Raw genomic sequence first — 24,532 nt, 5'->3', positions numbered from 1 at the left:
GGGGGGCCGGCGGGGGGCGGCGGGCTGGCGTTTCTGATTCTGGCGCTTTCGGCCTGGACGTCGCTCGGCGCCATGATGCTCGACCCGCTGGAGGAACGCTTTCCACGCCCGCCGCTGCCGCAAAAGGTCGATGGCATCGTCGTGCTCGGCGGCGGCTTCGAAGGCGCGATCAACCTGGCGCGCGGCGGTTATGAATTGAACAGTGGCGGCGACCGGATGGTGGAGACCGCCGTATTGGCGCGGCGCTTTCCCGATGCCAAGGTGGTCGTCTCGGGCGGCAATGGCGAATTGTTCCTCGACGCCGAGGGCGATGCCGCTACCGCGCCGCGCCTGCTCGGCGCGCTTGGCGTGGCGCCGGAACGCCTCATCCTCGAGGGCAAATCGCGCAACACCTACGAGAATGCCGTCTTCACCAAGGCTTTGATAGCGCCGAAGCCGGGCGAAACCTGGCTGCTGGTCACCTCGGCCTACCATATGCCACGCGCCAAGGCGCTGTTCGACAAGGCCGGCTTCGCCACGGTTCCGTGGCCGGTCGACTATCGGACGTCGGGGCGTGAAGGCATCGGCCTGTTCCGCGACAATCCAGCCGATTCGCTGCAGGCCACGACCATGGCGATGCGCGAATGGATCGGGCTGTTCGCCTATTGGCTGTCCGGCCGCATCGATCAGCCTTTTCCCGCACCCGGCGGCTGACCGATCACGGCGCGGCGCGCCGCCGAGAAGAACTGGCGTCGCACCAGAACGGCCAGGAGCAGAAGCGTCGACAGCACGAACACCACCGGATCGACGAACCAGCCGAGATAGCCGATCGAAAAGAACACGCCGCGCAGGCCGGAGTTGAAATGCTTGCCTGCAAGCATGTTCATCTGCGCCGCCCTCCACACCGCCGTCTCGGTGACCGGGTTGCGAGACGCTTCGCCATGCGGGATCGGCACCGCGCCGATCAGGATCGAGCAATAGTTGAACAGCCGGTAGGCCCAGCCGAACTTGAAGAACGAAAACGCCAGGATCAGCACCAGTCCCAGCACCTTGATCTGAAAAGCCGGGCGCGACGGGGCGCCGCCCAGAGGCAGTGTGCTCAACACCTCGAGGACGCGGTCCGAGGCACCGAGCAAGGCAAAGCAGCCGCCAAGCGCGATCAGGGAGCTAGAGGCGAAGAAGGCGGTGCCTTGCTGCAGGCCGCCCATGATGGCTGTGTCGACGATGCGGATCTCACGCTCGGCCATCCTGCGCATCCAGGCTTGCCGCTGCGCATTCATCGCCGTTGTCAGCGACATGCGGCTGACGAGCACGCCGTCCGAGGCGAGGGTATGCAGAATCCACGCAATGAGAAAGAACGCCAACGCCGCGAGATCGGCTGTCGAAAGATCGAGGGAATCGCCCATAGGCGGAAATCTATCACATCCAGCCCGATTGCTTCGATCGTCCGCCGGCAGCGACGGTCATGTCGCTGCCGGAGCAAACAAGGTCGGCAGGCGCTGCGCCGCGCCGTTCAAAACAGCGGAAACATCGCAGGAGTTCCTATATGTAGTCCCAGAGCGGCTTCGGGAGATTTGCGGCGCGTGTTCCTTTCGGTTTTCGACCTGTTCAAGATCGGCATCGGACCATCGAGTTCGCACACGATGGGACCGATGACGGCCGCCCGCCGTTTCCTCGACGAGATCGCCGGAGACGACTGGCCGCGTCCGGCCGGCGCCAAGGTTGCTCGCATCGGCGCCAGCCTGCACGGCTCGCTCGCCTATACGGGCATCGGCCATGGCAGTGACCGTGCCGTCATTCTCGGCCTTGCCGGCCAGACGCCGCAGACGGTCGACCCTGATCAGGCGGACGACATTGTCGCTCGCATCACCGCCGACAAGCTGGTTTCACCGCCCGGTCATCCTTCCTACCGTTTCAATCCGGCCAGCGATCTGGTGCTCGATCGCAAGACTCCGCTCCCCGGCCACGCCAACGGCATGGCGTTTTATGCCTATGACGCCGGCGACCGCCTGCTGCTCAAGCGCATCTATTATTCGATTGGCGGCGGCTTCGTGGTTTCGGAAGAAGAGCTGCAGCGCATGAAAGCCAAGGGTTCGGCGACGACCGAGGGCAGGAAAGTCCCTTATCCCTTCAAGAACGCCCTCGAAATGCTGAAGATGGCGGGCAAAAGCGGCCTTTCCATTGCCGAGATGAAGCGGGTCAACGAGGAAACACAAATGTCGCGCGAGGAGCTCGACGCCGGCCTCGACGCCATCTGGGGTGCCATGAAAGGCTGCATCGACCGCGGCTTGTCGCAGGACGGCATCATGCCGGGCGGGCTGAAGGTGCGCCGCCGGGCCAGGCAATTGCACGACAAGCTGCAGGAGCAGTGGCAGCAGAACCGGCCCAATCCGCTGCTCGCCAATGACTGGCTGTCGATCTATGCCATGGCGGTCAACGAGGAGAATGCGGCCGGCGGGCGCGTCGTCACCGCGCCGACCAACGGCGCGGCCGGCACGTTGCCGGCAGTACTGCGCTACTGGCTGCATTTCCATCCCGAGGCCGACCAGCCCAGCATTCGCGACTTCCTGCTCACGGCAGCCGCCGTGGGCGGCATCATCAAGTCCAATGCGTCCATCTCCGGCGCCGAAGTCGGCTGCCAGGGCGAGGTCGGCTCCGCTTCGGCTATGGCCGCTGCCGGGCTGTGCGCCGTCATGGGCGGCACGCCCGAACAGGTCGAGAACGCCGCCGAGATCGCGCTGGAGCATCATCTGGGCATGACCTGCGATCCGGTCGGCGGGCTGGTGCAGGTGCCTTGCATCGAGCGCAACGCGCTGGGCGCTGTCAAGGCGGTGACGGCCGCCTCGCTTGCCATCAAGGGCGACGGCACCCATTTCGTGCCGCTGGATGCGGCGATCGAGACGATGCGCCAGACCGGCCTCGACATGAACGAGAAGTACAAGGAGACCAGCCTCGGCGGGCTGGCGGTCAATGTGGTGGAGTGTTGAGCCCGCTGGCACTGTGGAGAACTTGCTCAGGCCGTTGACGCATCCGTACGACGGATTAAATCTTGGGCGATGGCTCTCAACCTCCTAAAGCTCTGCGTCGGCTGCGACAGCGTCGAGGATCTCGAAGAATGGATCGCGTTCCGCCTCGACGAGCGGCGCCGTTCCGGCGAACCAACCGAGCATTGGCACACCACCCGCATGGTGCCGACGCGTGGCGATGAGATTATCGACGGCGGCTCGCTCTACTGGGTGATCAAGGGCAGCGTCCAATGCCGCCAGTTGATCACCGAGATCCGGCCGTTCACCGATGACGAGGGCATCGGCCGCTGCCATCTGATGCTGGATCCGCAAGTGGTGCGCACCGACTGGCAGCCGCGCCGCGCCTTTCAGGGCTGGCGCTATCTAAAACCATCGGATGCACCTGCCGATCTCGGCAAGGGCAAGCCGGGGCAGGTCGAAATGCCGCCGAAACTCCGGCGCGAGCTCGCCGATCTGGGCCTGCTTTGAATCACCATCGGCTTGTTCCGAGCAGCCCATGGGCTTGCTTCCGGGCAATCTGGCGGCATGGTCGGCCCGCATAGGCGGACTGCGGTTGCTGGCCCTCAATGTTGCTGTCCGTTGGACTTGCAAGCGTCGCGACAACGCCACATCTTGAAAACCATGAGCGACAGGAACCATCCGGTTTCGATATCTGACGCATCCGCGCCCACCACATCGCGCCGCGGCGTGGTGGGATGCGGACCATGCGTTGCGCAAGGTCATGATTGCGGCGCAGGAACTGCGCACGGTGGCGGCTTGCGCATGTTCAGGAATAGTCTGGAAATACCGCTGATCGCCGGCCATTTGCGGGGCAGTCGAACATGATGGGCGCGATCATCGCTGTCGTCGCATTGCTGCTGGTGCTGATGGGCCTGGCAACGGCTTTCGTGCGAGCCGACCCGAGCAGGCTTGCGGGCGAAATGAGGAAGGTTGGGCCGGTTTTGCTGGCATTGGTCGGCGGCGCCGTGCTGCTGGTCGGGCGCGGCGGTCTTGGCGGTATCATCCTGCTCGCAGCGATTGCCTGGTACGGCTCGATGCGGCTGAACCGGCGAGCCGCGATGCCGGCGCGGAGACGCTCGACCGTACGCACAGCGGCGCTGGAAATGGACCTCGATCACGATACAGGCGGCCTTGAAGGCCTTGTGCTGGCAGGCCGCCATGAAGGCAAGATGCTTGGTGCGATGGGCAGAGCCGAATTGCTGCAGCTGTTTCGCGAACTCTCCGGCGACCCGGAGAGCCGGCAACTGCTAGAGACGTATCTTGACGGCAGATTTCCCGTCTGGCGCAAAAACGCTGAGGCGCACGGTGGCGAAGGGCTGGGTATTGCGCCAGGTCCGGGCGCCATGACTAAGGAGGAGGCCTACAAGGTCCTTGGTCTTGAAGCGGGGGCCGCCGCGGCGGATGTCCGCAAGGCGCACCGCCGCCTGATGCAGCGCCTGCACCCCGATATCGGCGGCACGTCTTTCCTGGCGGCGCGGATCAACGAAGCCAAGGACGTCTTGCTCTCCAATCACGATTAGTCTCCTTCGACGCAGAAATTTTCCGGGAGATATCTTCCACGCCGTCCCTACTGCTGGACGGCGTAGCACTCGATTTTCTTCTTCTTCAGGGCGGTGCAGGCCTTCCAGGCAGCGGTCTTGGAGCCGAAGCCGCCGAAGCGGGCGCGGTAGTAGGTGACGCCGTCCTTGTCGAAGGCGACGGTGAAGCCGGAGGCATCAGCCAGCACCTTCGGCGCCTGCTTGGTGGTCTTGTCGAGGAAGGCCTGGGCCTCGGACTGTTTCGGCGACGAGGCGACCTGAATGGCCCAACCCGACGGCACCGACGCGGTGTTGACCGGGTCGACGGCCGGCGCGGGCTCGGCATAAGCGGACACCACCTGTGCCGTGGCGACCTTGGGGGCGGAGACGATAACCGTCTTCACTTTCTTTGCCGGAACAACCAGTTTGGGTTCTGCGGCTGCGGTATCGTCGGCGTCATCGCTGTCGCCCTGGGCAACCGCCGCGTCGTCGGCAACGGCTTCGGCCGCGTCATCGGCGCTTGCCACCGCCACCGGCTTCTCGTCCGGAGTCGGTGCGTCGTGCTTGGGCAACAGCACCTTGGCCAATGCCGTCACCGGGTTGCCGCTGTCGGCCTTGGCGACCAGATCGCCGCCGCCCCGGGTCGATGCCCGCGGCAGATAAGTGTTGATCAGGGCCGCCATCTGATTGTCGCGACTGCTGCCCGAGGTGCCGCCCATGACCACGCCGACAATGCGACGGTTGCCGTCGGAAACCGACGAAACCAGGTTGAAGCCCGAAGCGCGGGTGTAACCGGTCTTGATGCCGTCGACGCCCTTGATGCGTCCAAGCAGGCGGTTGTGGCCGTTGATGCGCTGGCGGCCATAGAGGAAGGAGCGCTGCGAGAAATAGCCGTAATATTGCGGGAAATGTTCGCGCAGCGCGATGCCGAGCGTTGCCATGTCGCGCGCAGTGGTGAACTGGCCGGGATCGGGCAAGCCGTTGGCGTTGCGGAACACGGTACCGTTCATACCGAGCTGCCGCGCCTTGGCAGTCATCATACGGGCGAAGTTGGTCTCGTTGCCGCCGAGCATTTCGCCGAGCGCGGTGGCCGAATCATTGGCCGATTTGGTCACCATCGACAGGATGGCGGTCTCGACCGCCACCGACCCGCCCGGCTTCACGCCAAGCTTCGTCGGCGGCTCTGCCGCGGCATGAGCCGAGAAGACGACCGGCGAGTTCCGGCTGATCTTGCCCTTGGCCAGAGCCTCGAAAGTCAAATAAAGCGTCATCATCTTGGTGAGCGAGGCGGGATAACGCCGGGCGTTGGCATCCGAGGAGTAGAGCACCTTGCCGGTCTTGGCGTCGACCACGATGGCCGCGGACTTCGCGGCGAGCGACGAGGCCGCTCCTGCAACGACGATGGTCATCGCCACGGCGATGATCATGATCGTTTTGAAAGGGGACACGGATTTGGAAACGATGCCCGACAACGCCTGACGCACTGATAGTTCCTTTGAATTTCTTGTTGCGCTGGAGGCGGCAAAGGGACTGCCTCGCTTCCGGCAAGCTATCGAGCCAGCGTTACCAATCCGTTTATGGTAACCGCCGCGTTCACCATTTTCTGGTGGTTTGATCCTCTCTTTATTCGAATTTTAGCCATTGCCCCCGCCGGCTTGACAGAAGCAGGCGATTTCTTGACTTTTGTGCGCCGCACAATATATTCGGGTGCATTGCACAAGGCGCTCGGGGCAGGGCGCATCAACCGTCCAGGGAGAATTGAAATGACGCAGACCTACGAGGACTTCAGCAAATACGGCAAAGAGTTCGCCGACACCGGATTGAAGAGCTTTGCCTCCTTGTCCAAGGGCGCGCAGGCAATTGCGGCCGAGGCCGGCGAATACACCAAGAAGAGCTTCGAGGCCGGCAGCGCCGCTTTCGAGAAGATTGTCTCGGCCAAGTCGCTCGACAAGGCGATCGAGGTCCAGTCCGACTATGCCAAGCAGTCCTATGAGGCGTTCGTCGCCGAGGCCACCAAGATCGGCGACCTCTATGCCGAACTCGCCAAGGAAGCCTATAAGCCGTTCGAATCGATCGTTGCCAAGGCGAAATAATTCGTCCGGCAGTACCGAGATTTGGCCCATTGGGCCCAGACAGAGCCCGGCCGCGCAAGCGCGGCCGGGTTTTTTCGTGTCAATTTCCGATCAGGGGCCTGGCTCGCCTTCACGATTGCGAAAATCCGCCAAGTTGGGCACCTAGCCATATTGTCAGCTAACCAGAAGGGCTTAAAATCGTCCATCGAACACCTACATGTCGAACTCGCATGAGGATTCGAAAGAGGCAGGATTACGTGACGATCGGTTTGACTGCCACCAGGGCACGGATGCAGAACGGCAGCGGCGACGGCAATGAGGCCGGCCGCGGCACGGCGGTCATCACGCGCACAAAGACCAAGACCAAGAAACCCAGCCTCTATCGGGTCCTCATCCTGAACGACGACTACACACCGATGGAGTTCGTGGTTCACGTGCTGGAGCGTTTTTTCCAGAAGGACCGCGAAGCCGCCACACGCATCATGCTTCATGTTCACAATCATGGAGTGGGCGAGTGCGGGGTCTATACATTCGAGGTGGCCGAGACCAAAGTGTCCCAGGTCATGGATTTCGCCCGACAAAATCAGCATCCGCTGCAATGCGTGATGGAGAAGAAGTGAGGTAACATGCCGGCTTTCTCCCAAGGCCTGGAAAAGGCGCTTCACCAAGCGCTGACGCTCGCCAACGAGCGGCACCATGAATATGCAACCCTTGAGCATCTGCTGCTCGCCCTGATCGACGACACCGAGGCCGCCGCCGTCATGCGCGCCTGCAATGTCGATCTCGACGAGTTGAAGCACACTGTTCTCACCTATATCGACACCGAGCTCGACAATCTGGTCACCGGCTATGACGAGGATTCCAAGCCGACCGCCGGCTTCCAGCGCGTCATTCAGCGCGCGGTGATCCATGTGCAATCGTCTGGCCGCGAGGAAGTGTCGGGCGCCAACGTGCTCGTCGCCATCTTCGCCGAACGCGAGAGCCATGCCGCCTATTTCCTGCAGGAACAGCAGATGACCCGTTACGACGCGGTCAACTACATCTCGCACGGCATCGCCAAGCGTCCGGGCGCGTCGGAGACGCGTTCGCCGCGCGGGGCCGATGACGAGCAGGGCGGCGCGAACGGCGCCGAGCCGCAAGAGGAAGGTGGCAAGAAAAAGCAGCAGCAGGACGCGCTGACCGCTTATTGCGTCAATCTCAACAACAAGGCCAAGGCCGGCAAGATCGATCCGCTGATCGGGCGCGAGTCCGAGATCAACCGCACCATCCAGGTGCTGTGCCGCCGCTCCAAGAACAATCCGCTCTATGTCGGCGATCCCGGCGTCGGCAAGACGGCGATCGCCGAGGGCCTCGCCAAGCGCATCGTCGAAGGTGATGTTCCGGAGGTTTTGCACAACGCCACCATCTTCGCGCTCGACATGGGCACGCTTTTGGCCGGCACGCGCTATCGCGGCGATTTCGAGGAGCGGCTGAAGCAGGTCGTCAAGGAGCTCGAGGATTATCCGGGCGCTGTGCTGTTCATCGACGAGATCCACACCGTCATTGGCGCTGGTGCGACGTCGGGCGGCGCCATGGATGCGTCGAACCTGTTGAAGCCGGCACTGTCTTCGGGGGCGATCCGCTGCATTGGTTCGACCACCTACAAGGAGTTCCGCCAGTTCTTCGAGAAGGACCGCGCGCTCGTACGTCGCTTCCAGAAGATCGACGTCAACGAGCCGACCATCGAGGACGCCATCGAGATCATGAAGGGTCTGAAGCCCTATTTCGAGGAGTTCCACAAGGTCCGCTACACGACGGAAGCCATCAAGGCTTCGGTTGAGCTGTCGGCGCGCTACATCAACGACCGCAAGTTGCCGGACAAGGCGATCGACGTGATCGACGAGACCGGCGCCTCGCAGATGCTGGTGCCGGAGGCCAAGCGCAAGAAGACCATCGGCATCAAGGAGATCGAAGCGACGATCGCCACCATGGCGCGCATCCCGCCGAAGACTGTTTCGGCCGACGACGAGAAGGTGCTGCAGGGGCTCGACATCGAGCTGAAGCGCGTCGTCTACGGCCAGGACACCGCCATCACCGCGCTGACCTCGGCGATCAAGCTGGCGCGTGCCGGCCTGCGCGAACCGGAGAAGCCGATCGGCTCTTACCTGTTCTCGGGTCCGACCGGCGTCGGCAAGACCGAAGTCGCCAAGCAATTGGCTGCGTCGCTCGGGGTCGAGCTGATCCGTTTCGACATGTCGGAATACATGGAACGCCACACCGTATCGCGGTTGATCGGCGCGCCTCCCGGCTATGTCGGCTTCGATCAGGGCGGCCTTTTGACCGACGGCGTCGACCAGCATCCGCATTGCGTGCTGCTGCTGGACGAGGTCGAGAAGGCACATCCGGACCTGTTCAACATCCTGTTGCAGGTGATGGACCATGGCAAGCTGACCGACCACAACGGCAAGCAGATCGACTTCCGCAATGTGATCCTGATCATGACCACCAATGCGGGCGCGTCGGATGCGCAGCGCGCGGCGATCGGCTTCGGTTCGACCAAGCGCGAAGGCGACGATGTCGAGGCGATCAACCGGCTGTTCACGCCGGAGTTCCGCAACCGTCTCGATGCGATCATCCCGTTCGGCTCGCTGCCGGTGCCGGTCATCCATCAGGTGGTGCAGAAGTTCGTCATGCAACTGGAGGCCCAGCTCTCCGAGCGTGGCGTCACCTTCGACCTATCGCCGGAGGCGATCGCCTGGCTCGCCGACAAGGGCTATGACGAGCGCATGGGTGCGCGTCCTCTCGGCCGCGTCATCCAGGAGCACATCAAGAAGCCGCTGGCAGACGAAGTGTTGTTCGGCAAGCTCAAGAAGGGCGGCACGGTGCGCGTCAGCGTCGAGAAGAAGGAAACCGGCGAGACCGGCCTGAAGCTCGAATCGCTCGCCGACGAGGCACCGGTGAAGCCCAAGAAGGAAGAACCGGAAGACGCCCCCAAGCCGCGCAAGGCAGCGGCCAAGAAGCCGGCAGCCAAGAAGGCCGTCGCGCAGAAACCCGAGCCCAAGGGCAAGGACGGCGGCAAGCGCAGCCTGGTGCCGCAACTGCCGCGCAAGAGCTGATAGTCACTCCCTCGAAAAAAGCCCCGGAAACGGGGCTTTTTTGTTGGGGCAGGACGATCACTGAAGCGTTGCCGGCGGCCCCTGGACAGCAAGCGACGTCGGGCGGGTTTTGGCCGATTTGTCCGTCCAGGACGGTGGTGCTCCCACCTTGGCGCCGACCATGCCGAACAGCCCGGGCGCGCGGCCAAAGACCTCGCAGGCCGCGTATTTCGGCTTGCCGCCGAGGAACGATTTTATGCGTTGACCCGACGGTATCGAGATATGCCATCCCGATGGCGCCTTGCCGGTGACGAGCATGCGCGAAAAGTCGTTTCCGAAAATAGCGCCCAGACTGTACGCATCGCCGATCTCTGAGACCCTGGCCTCGGTGGTAAAGGAGTTCGCTCCGCGGGACCAGACCATGGCTGCGCGTTGCGTGCCGTTCCGGTCAAGTGCCTCCGCCTCGACCGCGAGCCCTCCAAAACCCAGGGGAAGGCGCGGAATGGAAACCGGCAGCACGGCGCTGCTGCCCAGAGAAACCGCCTTGGAGACGCCCGCAGTGATCTTGTCCGTAGGCACCAGGTCGGCGATCACGGTCTTGACGGTCAGATCCGAAGGCTGGCCGGCAGGGACCACCTGGTATTTGTCGCTCAGCGCGACGCACATAGCCCGGTCGAGTGCGTTGAGAACCAGAGCGCGATCCCGAGCCTCCTTGACACGGAAGGCGGCGCTCGGGGAAAAAACGGTCGGCGAGATGCTGACGGATCTGATGCTCCCCAGTGCTTTGGCATCCACGAACGTACGTGATTTGTTGAACTTGCCCTTTGCCGGGCCGAGCTGATTGTAGGAGGTCAAGGTTCCTGCCTCCTTGAGGGGAACGGAACTGCAACCGGCAAGCGCCAGAGACAGCCCGATACAAGCAATCTTCAATCGCAGCATCCGGGCCGACCACGTGGCCGCGGCGCGTGGTCTAGGTGTTACAGTGTTGAGCATTGGTCGTCGGGCCTTCCCTTGTTGATCGACGGGAAGAGTCCTGAAGTCACTGAATTACAGCAACATTACGCGGCTTGGACATCCATCGTCAGACGAATGGCATCGTCTGATCTGCCCGTGCAGCGTGCCCTGGTCTCGGTCACATCTGGATGCGGAACATCGTTCCGTGGCTCCCGCTGTCGACCGCCACGTGCCCGCCGTGATTGGTGACGATCTGCCTGACGAGAGCCAGCCCCAGTCCGGCGCCGGTGCTGCGCGGCGTGGTGCGATAGAACGGCTCGAAGACGAGCTCCTGCTGGTCCAGCGATATCCCCTGGCCCTGATCGGCCACGGTGATCTGCCCATCGGCGGTGACAGACACTGAGATCATGCCGCGATTTCCCCCATGCTCGATGGCATTGCGGACCAGATTGGTTATCGCCCTGACCAGCGCGGGACGGTTGCCCTGGCGCTCCAACCCATCGATTTCGCGAAGGAAGGAGATCTCGTAGCCGGCCGCTATCGCAAGCGGCGCAAGGTCGGCCACGACGGTTCTCGCGATATCGACGAGATCGACTGTCCCGTAATTTTCCCTGTTCTGGTCGTTGCGCTCGAAATCGAGCAGTTGTTCGGCGGTTTCGCCAAGCCGGGCGACATCTTGCAGCAGGCGTTCGCGATCCTGGCCATATTCCATTCCCTCGATCCGCGTCTGCATGATTGCAATGGGGGTGCGAAGCTCATGGGCGGCATCGACCAGGAAACGTTGGCGCTTTTGAAATTCGCGCTCGAGACGCTCCAGAACCCCGTTGAATGCCGCCACCAGCGGCACGACTTCGCGCGGAACGGCTTCGGTTGGAAGGCGAGCGCCCTGGCTGCGAAGCTCGATCTCCATCGCCTTGCCAACGACGTCGCTCAGGCCGGTGAGGGCGCGGCGGACAATCCGGGGCACGCTAAGGAATATCGCCGGCAGGGCGAGGGCCAGCAGAGGCACATATATCCGTCTCACCTCTTTTATCAGTGTGACCAGAACCGAGTCATTGCCGGAATTTCCGCCGAACAGCATCCGCATCTCGCCGGCTGGCGTATCAAACTCTTCGATCGATGCGATCTCGTCCGTGCCGTCGACGCCGCGCAAGTCGGCATCGTGAAAGAGGTGCACGTTGCGCGCGACGTCGAGATAGACCGGCGGTATGGCGCCAAAGGAGACCGACCTGCTGTCAGTTGTGACAATGACATACCAGAGATTCTTGTTCTCCTGCTTGAGCGAGGTCAGGCTCGGCCTGTCCTGGATCTCGATATTTCGCCGAGGGCCGAGTTTGATGGATTCGGCTATGGCAGCGGTGAGCCTGTGCTCCAGCGCCACATTGGGCGAAAGGACCCTTTTTCCGTAGAAACACAGGCCGACAATGACGGCGGCAACAACTGACGTCAGAACGATGCTGAGCTGCCAGATCAACGTCCATCGCAGCGAGGCGCCTTGCTGCGTCATCTTACTTCCCTGAGGAGATAACCGACGCCCCTGATGTTGTGGATGGCCACCCCAGCACCGGCATCCGTCAGCCTTTTGCGCAGGCGCGAAATATGGGCGTCGATGGCGTTCGACTGGATCTCGTCCTCGTAGTTGTAGACGGCTTCTTCCAGCGTGGAGCGGATGACAGTCTTTCCGCGTCGCTTTGCCAGGGCGAGCAGGACGGACAGTTCGCGCCTCGGTATATCGACGGGGCTGGACCCGACCGTCACGCTGAAATTCAGCGGGTCGATGGTGACCATGCCAACGGTGATCCGCGGCTCCGCCAAGGCTGCTGGCCTGCGCAACACCGCCCGCAGCCGCGCCATCAGTTCATCGATCAGGAATGGTTTGCCCAGATAGTCGTCGGCGCCGGCATCGAGCCCCTCAATGCGCTCTCTCGGCTCATTGCGTGCCGTCAGGACGATCACCGGCGCATCGACACCTGCCGCCCGCAGCCTGGGAATGAAGCTCAGTCCCTCTCCATCCGGCAATGTTCGGTCGAGCAGGATTGCCTCATAGACGTGCTGGCGCGACAGTTCGATAGCATCGCCAAGGAGCACGGTGTGATCGACGACGACGCCTTGTTTGCCAAGCGCCCTGGTGAGCGCGTCAGCCATTTCTCTTTCGTCCTCGATCAACAGAACCCGCATTGCACGTCCACGTCTCGCCGGCGCCCTTGTCATCCGTCAGGATTACAGCAGCATTGCGAACAACAGCCGTTCGCCAAATGGCTGCGTGCGTTCATTTCCATGAGATTGGGAATTTTATGTCCGGACCAGGCCAGATCATCATCCTCAACGGCGCACCGCGATCGGGGAAATCAAGCATCGTCCAGGCAGTTCAGGAGAGCTTCGAGGGCCTATGGATGAATTTGGGAGTCGACGTCTATGAGCAGGTCACACCGCTGCGCTGTCGCCCGGGGATAGGTTTGCGGCCCGGCGGCGAGCGCCCGGATCTCGAGGGTCCCGTGCCTCGGTTCTATGCCGCGCTCTACGAATCGATCGCCGCCCACAGCAGGGTGGGGTTGAATATCGTGGCCGATCTCGGCCATCACGACAGCTATTCGCAACCCCTTGATTGCCTTGTCGATTGCGCCCGGCGCCTCGCAGGCCTGCCGGTTCTGTTTGTCGGTGTCCGCTGCCCGATTGAAATCATCCTGCAGAGGCGTGCCGCCAGTCCGGCGGGGAGGGGATATGTGACGGGGTCGCCTGATGATCCCGTACCGTTGGCGGTGCGTCTGTGGCAGGAGGAGGTACACCGGCCTGGCGTGTATGATCTGGAAGTGGACACATCGCTTCTGACGCCAGCACAATGTGCGGATGCGATCCGCCGGCGGCTCAGGCAAAATGTAGAGCCTCCGACGGCGTTTGAGAGGCTTTCGGCGTTCTCCGCAAACAAGCTGTCCTGATCGCGCGCCAAGCGCGCGATGAGAATGAATCTCAGCCGCGCTGCCCGATCCTCATCCATGGCGGACATAATCTGATTGATGTGTTCGGCCGGAATGGCGATCACGCTGATGTCCTGGCGGCTCGGATCCATGGTTTTCGATGCACAACTGCGTAACCTTCCCAGACGGTCGCAGTTGCTGGGAGCCGCTGAAAGCCAGGCATCAGGATAGCAAAGCGGCCTTTATCCGGCCGGCATTCTCGGCCAGCACCTCGGGTTTCTCCATCTGGCCCGTATGGGGCTTCAGCGCGATGCCTTCGAAGCGTGGAATGACATGGACGTGAAGGTGATAGACGGTTTGCCCGGAGGCCGGCTCGTTGAACTGCATCACGGTGACGCCATCGGCGTTGAATGCCTTGCGGACGGCGACCGCCACCTTCTGCACAACCGTGAAAAGCGGGCCGAACGTTGCCGGATCGGCGTCGAGCAGATTGCGCGACGGCGCCTTCGGCACCACCAGCGTATGGCCTAGCCCTTGTGGCATCACATCCATGAAGGCAACGACCGCTTCGTCCTCGTAGACGCGGTGCGAGGGAATTTCACCACGCAGGATCTTGGCAAAGATGTTGTCGGTGTCATAGGCGGTTTCGGCCATGGCGAACGCTCCGGATTGTGCCTCGCCAATTGGTGTAGCGAAGCCTCTCGTGAGCGGCAAGACGATCGGGCGAGATCGATGAAGCCGATCCCGACAGGCGTGCACTGCCAACCCAAGGGATGCCGAACCTGACATATGCTCCTGCCCTGCAGGATGGCCTACACCTCGAGATCCTTGCGGAACGGTGTGTGCTCTTCCAGGTATTCGCCCATTCGTTCAACCTCGCGCCGTTCGCGCCTGAGATAGTCGGCGACGGCGTTGCGCAGGCCGGGATGGGCGATGTAATGCACGGAATGCATGATCACCGGCCGGTAGCCTCGCGCCAGCTTGTGTTCGCCCTGCGCGCCCGCCTCGACCACCTTCAGCTTGCGTTCGATGGCGAAGTCGATGGCTTGGTGATAGCAGACCTCGAAATGCAGGAAGGGATGATCCTCGATACAGCCCCAGTTGCGGCCGTAGAGCGCATCCGAGCCGATGAAGTTGATGGCGCCGGCAATATAGCGGCCGTTGCGCCTGGCCATCACCAGCAGGATGTCGTCGGCCATGCGCTCGCCGATCAGCGAGAAGAATTCGCGGTTCAGATAGGGCCGGCCCCATTTGCGGCTGCCGGTGTCCATGTAGAAGGCGAAGAAGTCGTCCCAGGCCCGTTCGGTAAGGTCCTTGCCGGTAAGCCAGTCGATGGAGATGCCGTCGGCAAGCGCCTCGCGGCGCTCCTTTTTCATCGCCTTGCGCTTGCGCGAGGCGAGCGTGGCGAGGAAATCGTCATAGGTCGAGAAGCCCTCGTTGAGGAAATGGAACTGCTGGTCGGTGCGATGCAGGAAGCCCGCCGCCTCCAGCACGTCCACGTCGCTCTCCTGCGCGAAGGTAACATGAGCGGAAGAGACGCCGAGCCTTTCCGTCACCGCCTTCAATCCCGCGGCGAGCCCGGCCTTGACGGTGCTGGAATCCTGGCCCCTGCTCACCAGCAGGCGAGGGCCGGTGACCGGCGTGAACGGTACCGAGCATTGCAGCTTGGGATAGTAACGGCCGCCGGCGCGCTCGAAGGCATCCGACCAGCCGTGATCGAACACATATTCGCCCTGGCTGTGTGATTTGAGATAGCAGGGTACCGCGCCGAGCAGCGTGCCTTGACCATTCTCCAGCCTGAGATGATGACCTTGCCAGCCGGTGCGCCGCACGGCGCAGCCAGAATCCTCGAGTGCGCTCAGGAACGCATATGAAACGAGGGGGTTATAACCGTTTTCGGCATCACTGCGCGTGGTTCCCGCGAAACCGTTCCACTCTTCGCAGGTGAAGGCGCCGATGCCCGCCGCAATGCGGATCGCATACTCCGCATCAACCGTTTGCCCGTCGCCGTCGTCGCCCTGATCCATGAGGCTTATTTAAGCTCCATCCGGACCGCTACAAGTCACGTTCTAGGCACCCCTGCCTCAAGCGACTTTGACCAGATCAGGCTCGAACCCTTCGAACGTCATCTGGTCCGCGTATTTGAATGTAAGGTCGACCGCCGGCTGGTCATGCACCGTCCAGGTGATGACCGGCATTTTGAGCCGTTCACGGACAAAGCTGACGAATGGATTCGGCAGGTCGCCCGCTGCGTAGGAGGTGAAGGCGATCTGATGCGCCAGCATGGCGAAATGTGCTTCGATCAGCCTATCGTCCTTGCCATAGGCGGTCAATCCAGCCGGTATGCCCGGCGCGTCCTTGGCGAAATCGCGGATCAGCCAGTGGTCGAACGACATGATCGCCACCTTGCCCTTGTAGCGCTTGAGCTGCCTGCCGACGCTCGCCACCAGGCCATTGTCATATCCAGCCACGCCTTTCAGCTCGACCACCAAAGGCACCCGGCCGTCGATCAGCTCGAGCACCTCGCGCAGCGTCGGCACATGATCAGACGTGCCGCCGACCCTGAGCGCCGCCAGTTCGGCCGCCGTGCGCTGCCAGACGAAACCGTCGTGCCCGGTCAGCCGCTGCAAGTCCCCATCATGGATGATGACGGGAACTCCGTCCGACGACAGGTGCACGTCGCATTCGATGGCATAGCCGCGTTCGGCCGCGGCGGCAAAGGCGGAGAGGGTGTTTTCCCAGCGCGTCTTGTTCATGTCGTGAAAGCCGCGATGGGCAACAGGCCGGGCAATCAGCCAGGAAAGGTCGGTCATGTCAGGCTCGCTCACTCGACTTCGAAGATCGCTTCGATTTCCACGGCGGCATTAAGCGGCAGCGAAGCCGTGCCGACGGCGGAACGGGCATGCTTGCCGCGCTCGCCGAGCGCCGCCACCAGGAAATCGGAGGCGCCGTTGGCGACCAGATGCTGCTCGACGAAATCCGGCGCGGAGGCGACGAAGACGGTGATCTTGACCAGCCGGCGTATCTTCTCGAGATCGCCAAGTGCTGCCTTGGCCTGCGCCAGAATGTTGATCGCGCAGTATCTTGCCGCTTCCTTGCCGGTTGCTGTGTCGACGTCGCGGCCAAGCAGTCCGCTCGCCTGCAGCTTGCCGTCCTTGAGCGGCAACTGTCCGGCGGTGAAAAGCAGATTTCCGGTCCTGCAATGCGGCACGTAATTGGCGGCAGGCGCCGCGGCCGCGGGAATGGTGACCCCGAGGTCGTTTAGCCGCTTTTCGATTGTTTCACTCATTGCTTTTCCCTATTGCTGGAAGGCGCCGCGTCAGCCGGGCCGAAATTGCTATTTTTGCCTCGCTTCCGCCACGACTTTTTTTAAGCTGGACCATCTTTCCCTGCGGCCTGCCATCAGCCGCGACGATCGGAGCCTCTCATGCGCGCAACGCGCCTTGCATTCCATGCCGTCCTGTTGCCGGCGGTCTTTTCGGTAGGTCCCGCTTTCGCCGTGCCGGCGCTGCAGGCGCATCGCGCCGTTTACGACCTTACGCTCAAGAAGGCGGACGACCGCTCCGGCATCACCGGCATTACCGGCCGCATGGTCTATGAATTCAACGGCTCGGCCTGCGAGGGCTATACGGTGAAATTCCGCTTTGTCACCCAGATCGCCACCAGCGACAACACCAAGCTGACCGACCAGCAGACGACGACATTCGAAGACGCCGAAGGCAAGACCTTCTCGTTCGTGACCAAATCCTTTGTCGACCAGAACCTCGACAAGGAGGTCAAGGGCGTCGCCACGAAGGAAACGAAAGGGCTGAAGGTCGACATTGACAAGCCCGAGAAGAGCAGCCTGGAACTTGCCGCCACCCAGTTTCCGACCCAGCATCTGGTCGAATTGATAGACAAGGCCGAGAAGGGTGAAAACTTCTATCAAACCAATCTGTTCGACGGTTCCGAGGACGCCAACAAGGTGATGTCCACCACCGTCGTCGTCGGCAAGAGGACCGATGCCGACAAGGCCGATCCGGAAGCGCCGGCGCTGGCCAAGCTCGCTACCGACAAATACTGGCCGGTCGACATCGCCTATTTCGACGACAGTGCCAAGAACGGAGAAGAGACGCCGGAATACCGGATCAGCTTCAAGCTGCACGAGAACGGCATCACCCGCGATCTAACCATGGACTATGGCGATTTCTCCATGACCGGCAAGCTGGTCAATCTGTCGCTGTTCGACCAGACGAAGGCCTGCCCGACGAAATAAGCTTCGACGCAGCCGTCGCGGTCCACGGCTTGAAAGCGCCGCGGCGGCTTCTCATCTTCTCGAGGCCGCCGGCCGCTTCATCTTCTGTGCGAATCCCTTCTATCATCGCTCGTCGCGGACCACCGGTCGGCGAAAGAAGGAATGCGGCGAGCCTCATGGCGGTCTATGTCGACGCGGCGATCTGGAAATGGGTTGGTCATCGCTGGTGCCATCTGATGGCCGACGACACCGATGAACTGCATCGCTTCGCCGCGCAACTCGGCATCAAGCGCTCATCCTACCAGGGGCCGCCGAAGACATCGGCGCCGCATTATGACATAACCGGTTTCGAGCGCGACCGCGCGGTGCGGCTCGGCGCCATCGAGTGCAGCCGCGAGGAGATCGTCGCGATCTTCCGGCGGGTGAGGGTGCCAAAGGGTAAGATAAAGCGTTGAAGCACGCGCGGATCGCCGCAGGCGCGCCGCAATGTGTCGTCGCGCTTGCGTTTAGAGCACTTCCCCTCTATATGCGCGCTCATTCCACACACGGACTTTGGTGTCTGCCCGGGAGAAATCCGGCTGAAACCTCCGGTGGCATCGAGGACTTCGTCCGAAAATGCCTGTGTCCGTGGAGGCTAACCGGAAAGGAAAATGAGAATGGCTCTGCCTGATTTCAGCATGCGCCAGCTTTTGGAAGCTGGCATTCACTTCGGCCACCAGACCCACCGCTGGAACCCGAAGATGGCGCCCTATATCTACGGCGCCCGCAACAACATCCACATCATCGACCTCAGCCAAACGGTGCCGTTGCTGCACCAGGCGCTGAAGCAGGTTTCCGACACCGTCGCCAAGGGCGGCCGCGTGCTGTTCGTCGGCACCAAGCGCCAGGCGTCCGACATCGTCGCCGATGCCGCGCAGCGTTCGGCCCAGTACTATGTCAACTCGCGTTGGCTCGGCGGCATGCTGACCAACTGGAAGACGATCTCGAACTCGATCCAGCGCCTGCGCAAGCTCGACGAGATGCTGGCCGGCGAGGCGCAAGGGTTGACCAAGAAGGAGCGCCTCAACCTCGACCGCGAGCGCGAGAAGCTCGACAAGGCTCTCGGCGGCATCAAGGACATGGGCTCGACGCCCGACCTGATGTTCGTGATCGACACCAACAAGGAGGCGATCGCCATCCTCGAGGCCAAGCGCCTTGGCATTCCGGTCGTGGCCATCATCGATTCCAACTGCGATCCGGACAAGATCGATTTCCCGATCCCGGGCAATGACGACGCCGCGCGCGCCATCCAGCTCTATTGCGACCTGATCGCCAAGGCTGCCATCGACGGCATCGCCCGCCAGCAGGGCGCGCTGGGCGTCGACATCGGCGCTTCGGTGGAAGCTCCGGTCGAGCCGGTGCTCGGCGAAACTCCGGCGGCGGAAACTCCGGAAGCGTGATAGCGAAGGCCGGTCACGGCCTTCATCTTTCTAATATTTTGACGCGTTAAACGGACGCACCGTCGAGATTCGATGGTGCGTCGGCGCATTTGAACAAAGAGGCGACAATGAGCATTTCGGCTGCACAGGTCAAAGAACTCCGCGACTTGACCGGCGCGGGCATGATGGACTGCAAGGCGGCGTTGAACGAGACCAACGGCAACATGGAAGAAGCCGTCGACTGGCTGCGCAAGAAGGGCATCTCCAAGGCCGACAAGAAGGCCGGCCGCACCGCGGCCGAGGGCCTGATCGGCGTCGATTCCGGCGTGCGCGAGGCTGCGGTCGTCGAGGTCAATTCCGAGACCGACTTCGTCGCCCGCAACGCCGCCTTCCAGGAGATCGTCGCCAACGTCGCCAAGGTGGCTCTGGCCTATGGCACGAGCGAGGCCGTGGCTGCCGCGAAGTACCCGGGTTCGGACAAGTCGGTCACCGACACGATCAAGGATGCCGTCGGCACCATCGGCGAGAATATGGGCTTCCGCCGTTCGGCCAAGCTCACCGTTCCGCACGGCGCCGTCGCGACCTATGTTCACAACGCGGTGGCCGATGGCCTTGGCAAGCTCGGCGTCCTGGTCGCCATCGAGACCACGGGCAACGAGCATGCGGCCAATGCGTTCGCCCGCCAGGTCGCCATGCATGTCGCGGCCACCAACCCGATGGCGCTGACCACCGAGGAACTCGATCCAGCGGCGGTCGAGCGCGAGAAGGCGATCTTCGCCGACCAGGCGCGCCAGTCCGGAAAGCCGGAGGCGATCATCGAGAAGATGGTCGAGGGCCGCCTGCGCAAGTTCTACGAGGAAGTCGTGCTTCTGAAGCAGGCCTTCGTGCTCAATCCCGACATCACCGTCGAGAAGGCGCTGAAGGATGCCGAGAAGGAGATCGGCGCTCCGGCCAAGATCTCGGCCTATCTGCGTTTCGCGCTCGGCGAAGGCATCGAGAAGGAAGCGACCGATTTCGCGGCGGAAGTCGCGGCGGCGGTCAAGAAATAACCCGAAGACCAAGTACGGCTGAACAGCTCAGGCAACTCGGCCGGGTGTCCGCTTGGATGCCCGGCCGATTTCCTGTGCGGTGTCGATGAAGGCCCTCAGCTTCGGCGCCATCGACGCCCGGCGCGGAAAGTAAAGGAAAAGGCCAGGTTCCTCGATTGCCGTCTTTGGCAGGATCTGGGCGAGGCGTCCGGCGGCAAGATCGGCGCGCACCAGCGGCTCGAACACATAGGCGAGCCCGACCCCCGCAAGCGCAAGGTCGATCGCCGCCAGCGAATCGGTCACGACGGCGGTGCCACGCGTCTCGACCACGACATCCTTGCCGTTGTCGTTCAAATCCCAACGATAGAGCGCGCCGGAGCGGACAAGCCTGTAGCCTATGCAATTATGGTTCTCGAGGTCGGCCACGTCGCGTGGACGGCCGCGCTTTCCGATATAGTCCGGCGAGGCGACGAGCACGGCCTTGAAGGGCTGCGTCAGCCGTATGGCGGTCATGTCCTGCGCGATCATCTCGCCCAACCTGATGCCGGCGTCAAAACCTTCCCCGACGATATCGACCAGGGCTTGATCGGCGAAAACCTCGACCGTCACATCCGGATAACGATCGGCCATGGCTGCGATCACAGGCGTCACCGCCAAAGGGATCGCGATGTTGGAGGCATTGATCCTGAGCAGACCGGAAGGCCGTCCCTTGACGCCGCGGATGCGGTCCATCCGCTCCGCGATGTCCTGAAGGGCAGGGCCCGCTGTCTCCACCAGTGCCTTGCCGGCTTCTGTCAGCGAGACGCTACGTGTCGTGCGCGCAAACAGCGGCTGGCCGATGCGTTCTTCCACCAGCCGCACCGCATGGCTGACCGCCGACGGGCTCATGCCGAGCTCGGCCGCGGCAAGCGCGAAGCCGCCCCGTCGCGCCACGGCAACGATGACAGGCAGGTGGGTGAGCAGGTCCCGATCCATTCATGAATTGTATCGCACAGTCTTTGCGAACAATGCAATCTTATCGACGACGGCACATTTATCCACATTGTCCCCGATACAGCGGGTGGGCTGATTTCCAGGAGACGAGACATGAACGCTTTGAAACATGTGACCTTCGCCGCGGGACTGGCGCTGGCGCCGATCGATGCCGGGGGAGCCGAACCGGCGGAGTGGCAGGCGCTTGCCGACGAGCGCGCGGTTATCCACATCGCCGATGCCATCGACCGCGCCGTCGATGCACAGGACTGGAAACTTGCCCGCAGCTATTTCGCGGATCGGGTTACCGCTGATTTCAGCAGCCTGTCCGGACAGCCGGCGGCCAATATTGCCTCCGACGACCTGATCGGCGCCTGGGCCGGCAACCTCAAGGGCAGCAAGACCAGCCTGCATCTGCGCACCAATCACCAGGTCGTTCTCGAAGCGGACACAGCGACCGTCCTATCGAACGGCTATGCCTGGAACCGCATGGAAGGCAATGGCGATCCGCTCTGGGAAGTCTGGGGCACATACGAGCACCGTTTCATCCGTTCCGACGCCGGCTGGAAGGTGGATGGCTTCACATTCCGCATGACGCATGAGCGCGGCAACCCGTGGGTCAAGACCACGCCCGGCCAGTGAACGGCGGCATCCGGCGGATCAGAATGGGAACGATATCATGACCATGAATTATTATACTCTCGGCAACAGCGGCCTGCGCGTCAGCCGGCTGGCGCTGGGTACGATGACATTCGGCACCGAATGGGGTTGGGGAGCGGACAGGGAGACCGCCCGCGCCATATTCGACGCCTATGTCGAGGCCGGCGGCAATTTCTTCGATACCGCCGATCTTTATACCGGCGGCACCGCCGAAACCTGGCTGGGCGAGTTCGTCGCCGAGCGCGGCCTGCGCGACAGAGCGGTGATCGCCACCAAATTCACGATGAACACCGAGCCCGGCAATCCGAATGCCGGCGGCAACGGGCGCAAGAATATCATGCGGGCGGTCGACGCTTCGCTGAAGCGGTTGGGTACAGACTATATAGACCTCTATCTCCTGCATGTCTGGGACAGGCTGACGCCGGCCGAGGAGGTCATGCGCACGCTGGACGACCTCGTGCGTGCGGGCAAGATACGCCATGTCGGCCTGTCCGACGTGCCCGCATGGTACGCGGCTCGGGCGCAGGCTATCGCCGAATTGCGCGGCTATGAGCCGGTCTCGGCCTTGCAACTGGAATACTCGCTCGCCGAGCGCACGATCGAAAACGAGTTCGTGCCTTTCGGCACGCGCCATGGCGCCGGTATCATGGTCTGGAGCCCGCTGGCCAGTGGCCTGCTCAGCGGCAAATACCGGCCGATGCAGGCCGGCAATGCCGGCCGGCTCGACGGGTTCCGCAACTCGACGCATCCGGGCTTCCAGAAATTCACCGAGCGCAACTGGGCGATCGTGGCCGAACTCGAGAAGGTCGCGGCCGAACTTGGCCGCGGCATGGCCGAGGTCGCACTCAACTGGGTGGCGACACAGTCGGGCATCGCCACCGTCATTCTCGGCGCAACGAAGCTCGAGCAGATGCAGGACAACCTTGGCGCGCTGGACTTCGATATCCCAGCCGCGCTTCGCGACCGGCTGGATTCGGTCAGCAGAACTCCCGCACCGTTTCCCTATTCCTATTTCGGATCGCAGATACAAGCGCGCGTCACCGGGGGCGCGACGACCGGCGATAAGCCCTCGGGCTACGCATTGCCGGTGCTTGTCGAAGGCGAGGCGGCCAGCGTCTCCACCAACTGATCGATCCGCCGGGGCGCTGGCCCCCATTTGCCGTCGGGCGCTGCGTGACATCGCGGCGCCCTTCGTGTATCGGAACTCGGCATCGCGCCATTGTTCGGGGGCGGCGCCTGCGCGAAGGGGGTGGCCACGCCCGGGCGCACCACATGCAAATGATGAGGACCAGATGACGGTGAAGCCCCTCTACCGACGTGTCTTGCTGAAAGCGTCTGGTGAAGCGTTGATGGGCGAACAGCATTTCGGCATCGATGTCTCGGTCGTCGACCGTATCGCCGGCGACATCGCCGAAGCCCGCGCGCTGGGCATCGAGGTCGGCGTGGTTATTGGCGGCGGCAATATCTTCCGCGGTGTGGCGGTTGCCTCCAAGGGTGGCGACCGCGTCACTGGTGACCATATGGGCATGCTCGCCACCGTCATCAATTCGCTGGCGCTGCGCACTTCGCTGAACAAGATCGGGGTCGATGCGGTGGTTCTTTCCGCGATCGCCATGCCTGAGCTTTGCGAGAGCTTTTCGCAGCGCCAGGCAACCGCCTACATGAACCAGGGCAAGGTGGTGATCTTTGCCGGCGGTACCGGCAATCCGTTCTTCACCACTGATTCGGCCGCGGCACTTCGCGCCGCTGAAATCGGCGCCGACGCGCTGTTCAAGGGCACACAGGTCGACGGCGTCTATTCTGCCGACCCGAAGAAGGACCCGAACGCGACGCGTTTCGAGCGCATCAGCCATGCCGAAGTGATAAATCGCGGGCTTTCCATCATGGATACGGCTGCGATTGCACTTGCGCGCGAAAACAACATTCCGATAATCGTCTATTCGATCCACGAAAAAGGTGGTTTCGGCGATATTCTGAGGGGCGGCGGCCGCTGCACGGTCGTCGCGGACGATTGATCCGGGGCCTGATCGCGGAAAAAGGCGAAACCGGTTTCGAAATCAGGCTCGAACACGGGGCCTTGCCCCGAAAGCAGTGAACCCGCGTCAGACGGGTCGAGGAGACTAAAATGAGTGGTGAGTACGACGATCTCAAGCGGCGCATGGATGGGGCAATCGCCGCGTTCAAGCATGACCTGGCTTCGCTGCGGACCGGTCGCGCTTCCAGCAACCTGCTCGACGCTATCCAGGTGCAGGCCTATGGCACCAGCATGCCGATCAACCAGGTGGCCAATGTCACGGTGCCTGAGCCGCGCATGATTTCGGTGTCGGTTTGGGACAAGTCGATGGTGGGCGCGGTCGATCGCGCCATCCGCGAATCCAATCTGGGCTTCAACCCGATCGTGGACGGCACCAATCTCAGGATTCCGCTGCCGGAACTCAACGAGCAGCGCCGCAAGGAACTCGTCAAGATCTCGCATGGCTACGCCGAGAACGCCCGTGTCGCAGCGCGCCATGTGCGCCGCGACGGCATGGACTTCCTGAAGAAGGCGGAGAAGGACGGCGTTATCAGCGAAGACGATCAGCGCAAGCGCTCCGACCAGGTCCAGAAGCTTACCGACGAAACGATCAGCACCATCGACCACCTGCTTTCCGACAAGGAAGCTGAAATCATGCAGGTTTAGGGT

26 protein-coding genes are annotated in these 24,532 nt (G+C 62.5%); 16 read left to right on the top strand and 10 right to left on the bottom strand.

Annotation, left to right across the window (positions count from 1 at the left end):
- A partial coding sequence (locus tag LB551_RS24665; protein ID WP_224660716.1) for a YdcF family protein occupies nt 1–693 on the top strand: 693 nt, incomplete at its 5' end.
- On the opposite strand, the gene LB551_RS24660 is transcribed toward LB551_RS24665, so the two are convergent.
- A complete protein-coding gene (locus tag LB551_RS24660; protein WP_224660715.1) occupies nt 666–1,385 on the bottom strand; it encodes a DUF599 domain-containing protein in 720 nt (239 codons plus the stop codon). The genes LB551_RS24665 and LB551_RS24660 overlap by 28 nt on opposite strands.
- A gap of 177 nt (nt 1,386–1,562) precedes the next feature.
- Here LB551_RS24660 and LB551_RS24655 point away from each other — a divergent pair, with 177 nt between their 5' ends.
- The 3 genes from LB551_RS24655 (at nt 1,563) to LB551_RS24645 (ending at nt 4,525) form a co-directional block, all read left to right on the top strand.
- Nucleotides 1,563–2,966: an L-serine ammonia-lyase gene (locus LB551_RS24655; protein ID WP_224660714.1), complete on the top strand. Its 1,404-nt coding sequence runs from the start codon at nt 1,563–1,565 to the stop codon at nt 2,964–2,966.
- Between the two features lie 69 nt (nt 2,967–3,035).
- Complete coding sequence (locus tag LB551_RS24650) at nt 3,036–3,473, top strand: DUF1489 family protein (RefSeq protein WP_224660713.1); 438 nt, start codon at nt 3,036–3,038, stop codon at nt 3,471–3,473.
- 353 nt (nt 3,474–3,826) lie between these two features.
- A complete protein-coding gene (locus LB551_RS24645) occupies nt 3,827–4,525 on the top strand; it encodes a DnaJ domain-containing protein (RefSeq protein WP_224660712.1) in 699 nt (232 codons plus the stop codon).
- 47 nt (nt 4,526–4,572) lie between these two features.
- On the opposite strand, the gene LB551_RS24640 is transcribed toward LB551_RS24645, so the two are convergent.
- Complete coding sequence (locus LB551_RS24640; RefSeq protein ID WP_224660711.1) at nt 4,573–6,006, bottom strand: D-alanyl-D-alanine carboxypeptidase; 1,434 nt, start codon at nt 6,004–6,006, stop codon at nt 4,573–4,575.
- Nucleotides 6,007–6,285: 279 nt separating this feature from the next.
- Between LB551_RS24640 and LB551_RS24635 the strand changes: the two genes are divergently transcribed.
- From LB551_RS24635 to clpA, 3 genes are all read left to right on the top strand, one after another.
- Nucleotides 6,286–6,615: a phasin family protein gene (locus LB551_RS24635; RefSeq protein WP_140498728.1), complete on the top strand. Its 330-nt coding sequence runs from the start codon at nt 6,286–6,288 to the stop codon at nt 6,613–6,615.
- A gap of 269 nt (nt 6,616–6,884) precedes the next feature.
- The gene (gene clpS / locus LB551_RS24630; RefSeq protein WP_027051901.1) at nt 6,885–7,214 is read left to right on the top strand and encodes an ATP-dependent Clp protease adapter ClpS; all 330 of its coding nucleotides are present in this window, start codon (nt 6,885–6,887) and stop codon (nt 7,212–7,214) included.
- Nucleotides 7,215–7,220: 6 nt separating this feature from the next.
- Nucleotides 7,221–9,689 (top strand): ATP-dependent Clp protease ATP-binding subunit ClpA, encoded by a 2,469-nt coding sequence (clpA, locus tag LB551_RS24625; protein ID WP_140548333.1) that lies wholly within the window; start codon nt 7,221–7,223, stop codon nt 9,687–9,689.
- A 57-nt stretch (nt 9,690–9,746) separates the two neighbouring features.
- On the opposite strand, the gene LB551_RS24620 is transcribed toward clpA, so the two are convergent.
- The 3 genes from LB551_RS24620 to LB551_RS24610 all read right to left on the bottom strand — a co-directional run bounded on the left by LB551_RS24620 (nt 9,747) and on the right by LB551_RS24610 (nt 12,800).
- Complete coding sequence (locus tag LB551_RS24620) at nt 9,747–10,607, bottom strand: DUF3313 domain-containing protein (protein ID WP_224660720.1); 861 nt, start codon at nt 10,605–10,607, stop codon at nt 9,747–9,749.
- A gap of 193 nt (nt 10,608–10,800) precedes the next feature.
- Nucleotides 10,801–12,129: a sensor histidine kinase gene (locus LB551_RS24615; protein ID WP_224660710.1), complete on the bottom strand. Its 1,329-nt coding sequence runs from the start codon at nt 12,127–12,129 to the stop codon at nt 10,801–10,803.
- Nucleotides 12,126–12,800: a response regulator transcription factor gene (locus tag LB551_RS24610; protein ID WP_140548337.1), complete on the bottom strand. Its 675-nt coding sequence runs from the start codon at nt 12,798–12,800 to the stop codon at nt 12,126–12,128. The genes LB551_RS24615 and LB551_RS24610 overlap by 4 nt, the downstream gene beginning before the upstream one ends.
- A gap of 116 nt (nt 12,801–12,916) precedes the next feature.
- On the opposite strand from LB551_RS24610, the gene LB551_RS24605 reads away from it, so the two are divergent.
- On the top strand, nt 12,917–13,558 hold the full coding sequence (locus LB551_RS24605; RefSeq protein ID WP_224660709.1) for a chloramphenicol phosphotransferase CPT family protein: 642 nt from the start codon (nt 12,917–12,919) through the stop codon (nt 13,556–13,558).
- Nucleotides 13,559–13,759: 201 nt separating this feature from the next.
- Here LB551_RS24605 and LB551_RS24600 read toward each other — a convergent pair whose 3' ends face one another.
- The 4 genes from LB551_RS24600 to LB551_RS24585 all read right to left on the bottom strand — a co-directional run bounded on the left by LB551_RS24600 (nt 13,760) and on the right by LB551_RS24585 (nt 16,826).
- Complete coding sequence (locus LB551_RS24600; RefSeq protein ID WP_224660708.1) at nt 13,760–14,191, bottom strand: HIT family protein; 432 nt, start codon at nt 14,189–14,191, stop codon at nt 13,760–13,762.
- A 158-nt stretch (nt 14,192–14,349) separates the two neighbouring features.
- Complete coding sequence (locus LB551_RS24595; RefSeq protein WP_224660707.1) at nt 14,350–15,564, bottom strand: GNAT family N-acetyltransferase; 1,215 nt, start codon at nt 15,562–15,564, stop codon at nt 14,350–14,352.
- 57 nt (nt 15,565–15,621) lie between these two features.
- Entirely contained in the window at nt 15,622–16,350 is a 729-nt protein-coding gene (locus LB551_RS24590) for a glycerophosphodiester phosphodiesterase (RefSeq protein ID WP_224624652.1), read from the bottom strand.
- A gap of 11 nt (nt 16,351–16,361) precedes the next feature.
- Nucleotides 16,362–16,826, bottom strand: coding sequence for a RidA family protein (locus LB551_RS24585; RefSeq protein ID WP_140548347.1), 465 nt, complete (start codon nt 16,824–16,826; stop codon nt 16,362–16,364).
- Nucleotides 16,827–16,964: 138 nt separating this feature from the next.
- Between LB551_RS24585 and LB551_RS24580 the strand changes: the two genes are divergently transcribed.
- The 4 genes from LB551_RS24580 to tsf all read left to right on the top strand — a co-directional run bounded on the left by LB551_RS24580 (nt 16,965) and on the right by tsf (nt 20,238).
- Nucleotides 16,965–17,792, top strand: a complete 828-nt coding sequence (locus LB551_RS24580; RefSeq protein WP_224660706.1) for a cell envelope integrity EipB family protein — start codon at nt 16,965–16,967, stop codon at nt 17,790–17,792.
- Nucleotides 17,793–17,947: 155 nt separating this feature from the next.
- Nucleotides 17,948–18,226, top strand: a complete 279-nt coding sequence (locus LB551_RS24575; protein ID WP_140548351.1) for a DUF4031 domain-containing protein — start codon at nt 17,948–17,950, stop codon at nt 18,224–18,226.
- Between the two features lie 201 nt (nt 18,227–18,427).
- Nucleotides 18,428–19,210, top strand: a complete 783-nt coding sequence (gene rpsB, locus LB551_RS24570; protein WP_140498708.1) for a 30S ribosomal protein S2 — start codon at nt 18,428–18,430, stop codon at nt 19,208–19,210.
- Nucleotides 19,211–19,317: 107 nt separating this feature from the next.
- A complete protein-coding gene (tsf, locus tag LB551_RS24565; protein WP_140498706.1) occupies nt 19,318–20,238 on the top strand; it encodes a translation elongation factor Ts in 921 nt (306 codons plus the stop codon).
- Between the two features lie 27 nt (nt 20,239–20,265).
- Here tsf and LB551_RS24560 read toward each other — a convergent pair whose 3' ends face one another.
- On the bottom strand, nt 20,266–21,192 hold the full coding sequence (locus LB551_RS24560) for a LysR family transcriptional regulator (RefSeq protein WP_224660705.1): 927 nt from the start codon (nt 21,190–21,192) through the stop codon (nt 20,266–20,268).
- Nucleotides 21,193–21,303: 111 nt separating this feature from the next.
- Here LB551_RS24560 and LB551_RS24555 point away from each other — a divergent pair, with 111 nt between their 5' ends.
- The 4 genes from LB551_RS24555 to frr all read left to right on the top strand — a co-directional run bounded on the left by LB551_RS24555 (nt 21,304) and on the right by frr (nt 24,529).
- Nucleotides 21,304–21,831, top strand: a complete 528-nt coding sequence (locus tag LB551_RS24555; RefSeq protein WP_224660704.1) for a nuclear transport factor 2 family protein — start codon at nt 21,304–21,306, stop codon at nt 21,829–21,831.
- A gap of 37 nt (nt 21,832–21,868) precedes the next feature.
- Complete coding sequence (locus LB551_RS24550; RefSeq protein WP_224660703.1) at nt 21,869–22,978, top strand: aldo/keto reductase; 1,110 nt, start codon at nt 21,869–21,871, stop codon at nt 22,976–22,978.
- A 163-nt stretch (nt 22,979–23,141) separates the two neighbouring features.
- The gene (gene pyrH / locus LB551_RS24545) at nt 23,142–23,864 is read left to right on the top strand and encodes a UMP kinase (protein WP_140498986.1); all 723 of its coding nucleotides are present in this window, start codon (nt 23,142–23,144) and stop codon (nt 23,862–23,864) included.
- A 110-nt stretch (nt 23,865–23,974) separates the two neighbouring features.
- Nucleotides 23,975–24,529 carry a ribosome recycling factor gene (frr, locus tag LB551_RS24540; protein WP_140498698.1) on the top strand — a complete coding sequence of 185 codons (555 nt, stop codon included), beginning with the start codon at nt 23,975–23,977 and terminating at the stop codon, nt 24,527–24,529.
- Nucleotides 24,530–24,532 lie beyond the last annotated feature (3 nt).

The sequence above is a fragment of the Mesorhizobium sp. BR1-1-2 genome, assembly GCF_020165435.1.
Classification (GTDB): Bacteria; Pseudomonadota; Alphaproteobacteria; order Rhizobiales; family Rhizobiaceae; genus Mesorhizobium.
This window is presented reverse-complemented; position numbering and strand designations above follow the sequence as displayed.

What these genes read in the sequence shown, in the direction of transcription:
- LB551_RS24660 (WP_224660715.1), bottom strand. Translation starts at nt 1,385, where the DNA reads ATGGGCGATTCCCTCGATCTTTCGACAGCCGATCTCGCGGCGTTGGCG.
- LB551_RS24650 (WP_224660713.1), top strand. Translation starts at nt 3,036, where the DNA reads ATGGCTCTCAACCTCCTAAAGCTCTGCGTCGGCTGCGACAGCGTCGAG.
- LB551_RS24645 (WP_224660712.1), top strand. Translation starts at nt 3,827, where the DNA reads ATGATGGGCGCGATCATCGCTGTCGTCGCATTGCTGCTGGTGCTGATG.
- LB551_RS24635 (WP_140498728.1), top strand. Translation starts at nt 6,286, where the DNA reads ATGACGCAGACCTACGAGGACTTCAGCAAATACGGCAAAGAGTTCGCC.
- clpS (WP_027051901.1), top strand. Translation starts at nt 6,885, where the DNA reads ATGCAGAACGGCAGCGGCGACGGCAATGAGGCCGGCCGCGGCACGGCG.
- clpA (WP_140548333.1), top strand. Translation starts at nt 7,221, where the DNA reads ATGCCGGCTTTCTCCCAAGGCCTGGAAAAGGCGCTTCACCAAGCGCTG.
- LB551_RS24620 (WP_224660720.1), bottom strand. Translation starts at nt 10,607, where the DNA reads ATGCTGCGATTGAAGATTGCTTGTATCGGGCTGTCTCTGGCGCTTGCC.
- LB551_RS24615 (WP_224660710.1), bottom strand. Translation starts at nt 12,129, where the DNA reads ATGACGCAGCAAGGCGCCTCGCTGCGATGGACGTTGATCTGGCAGCTC.
- LB551_RS24610 (WP_140548337.1), bottom strand. Translation starts at nt 12,800, where the DNA reads ATGCGGGTTCTGTTGATCGAGGACGAAAGAGAAATGGCTGACGCGCTC.
- LB551_RS24605 (WP_224660709.1), top strand. Translation starts at nt 12,917, where the DNA reads ATGTCCGGACCAGGCCAGATCATCATCCTCAACGGCGCACCGCGATCG.
- LB551_RS24600 (WP_224660708.1), bottom strand. Translation starts at nt 14,191, where the DNA reads ATGGCCGAAACCGCCTATGACACCGACAACATCTTTGCCAAGATCCTG.
- LB551_RS24595 (WP_224660707.1), bottom strand. Translation starts at nt 15,564, where the DNA reads ATGGATCAGGGCGACGACGGCGACGGGCAAACGGTTGATGCGGAGTAT.
- LB551_RS24590 (WP_224624652.1), bottom strand. Translation starts at nt 16,350, where the DNA reads ATGACCGACCTTTCCTGGCTGATTGCCCGGCCTGTTGCCCATCGCGGC.
- LB551_RS24585 (WP_140548347.1), bottom strand. Translation starts at nt 16,826, where the DNA reads ATGAGTGAAACAATCGAAAAGCGGCTAAACGACCTCGGGGTCACCATT.
- LB551_RS24580 (WP_224660706.1), top strand. Translation starts at nt 16,965, where the DNA reads ATGCGCGCAACGCGCCTTGCATTCCATGCCGTCCTGTTGCCGGCGGTC.
- LB551_RS24575 (WP_140548351.1), top strand. Translation starts at nt 17,948, where the DNA reads ATGGCGGTCTATGTCGACGCGGCGATCTGGAAATGGGTTGGTCATCGC.
- rpsB (WP_140498708.1), top strand. Translation starts at nt 18,428, where the DNA reads ATGGCTCTGCCTGATTTCAGCATGCGCCAGCTTTTGGAAGCTGGCATT.
- tsf (WP_140498706.1), top strand. Translation starts at nt 19,318, where the DNA reads ATGAGCATTTCGGCTGCACAGGTCAAAGAACTCCGCGACTTGACCGGC.
- LB551_RS24560 (WP_224660705.1), bottom strand. Translation starts at nt 21,192, where the DNA reads ATGGATCGGGACCTGCTCACCCACCTGCCTGTCATCGTTGCCGTGGCG.
- LB551_RS24555 (WP_224660704.1), top strand. Translation starts at nt 21,304, where the DNA reads ATGAACGCTTTGAAACATGTGACCTTCGCCGCGGGACTGGCGCTGGCG.
- LB551_RS24550 (WP_224660703.1), top strand. Translation starts at nt 21,869, where the DNA reads ATGACCATGAATTATTATACTCTCGGCAACAGCGGCCTGCGCGTCAGC.
- pyrH (WP_140498986.1), top strand. Translation starts at nt 23,142, where the DNA reads ATGACGGTGAAGCCCCTCTACCGACGTGTCTTGCTGAAAGCGTCTGGT.
- frr (WP_140498698.1), top strand. Translation starts at nt 23,975, where the DNA reads ATGAGTGGTGAGTACGACGATCTCAAGCGGCGCATGGATGGGGCAATC.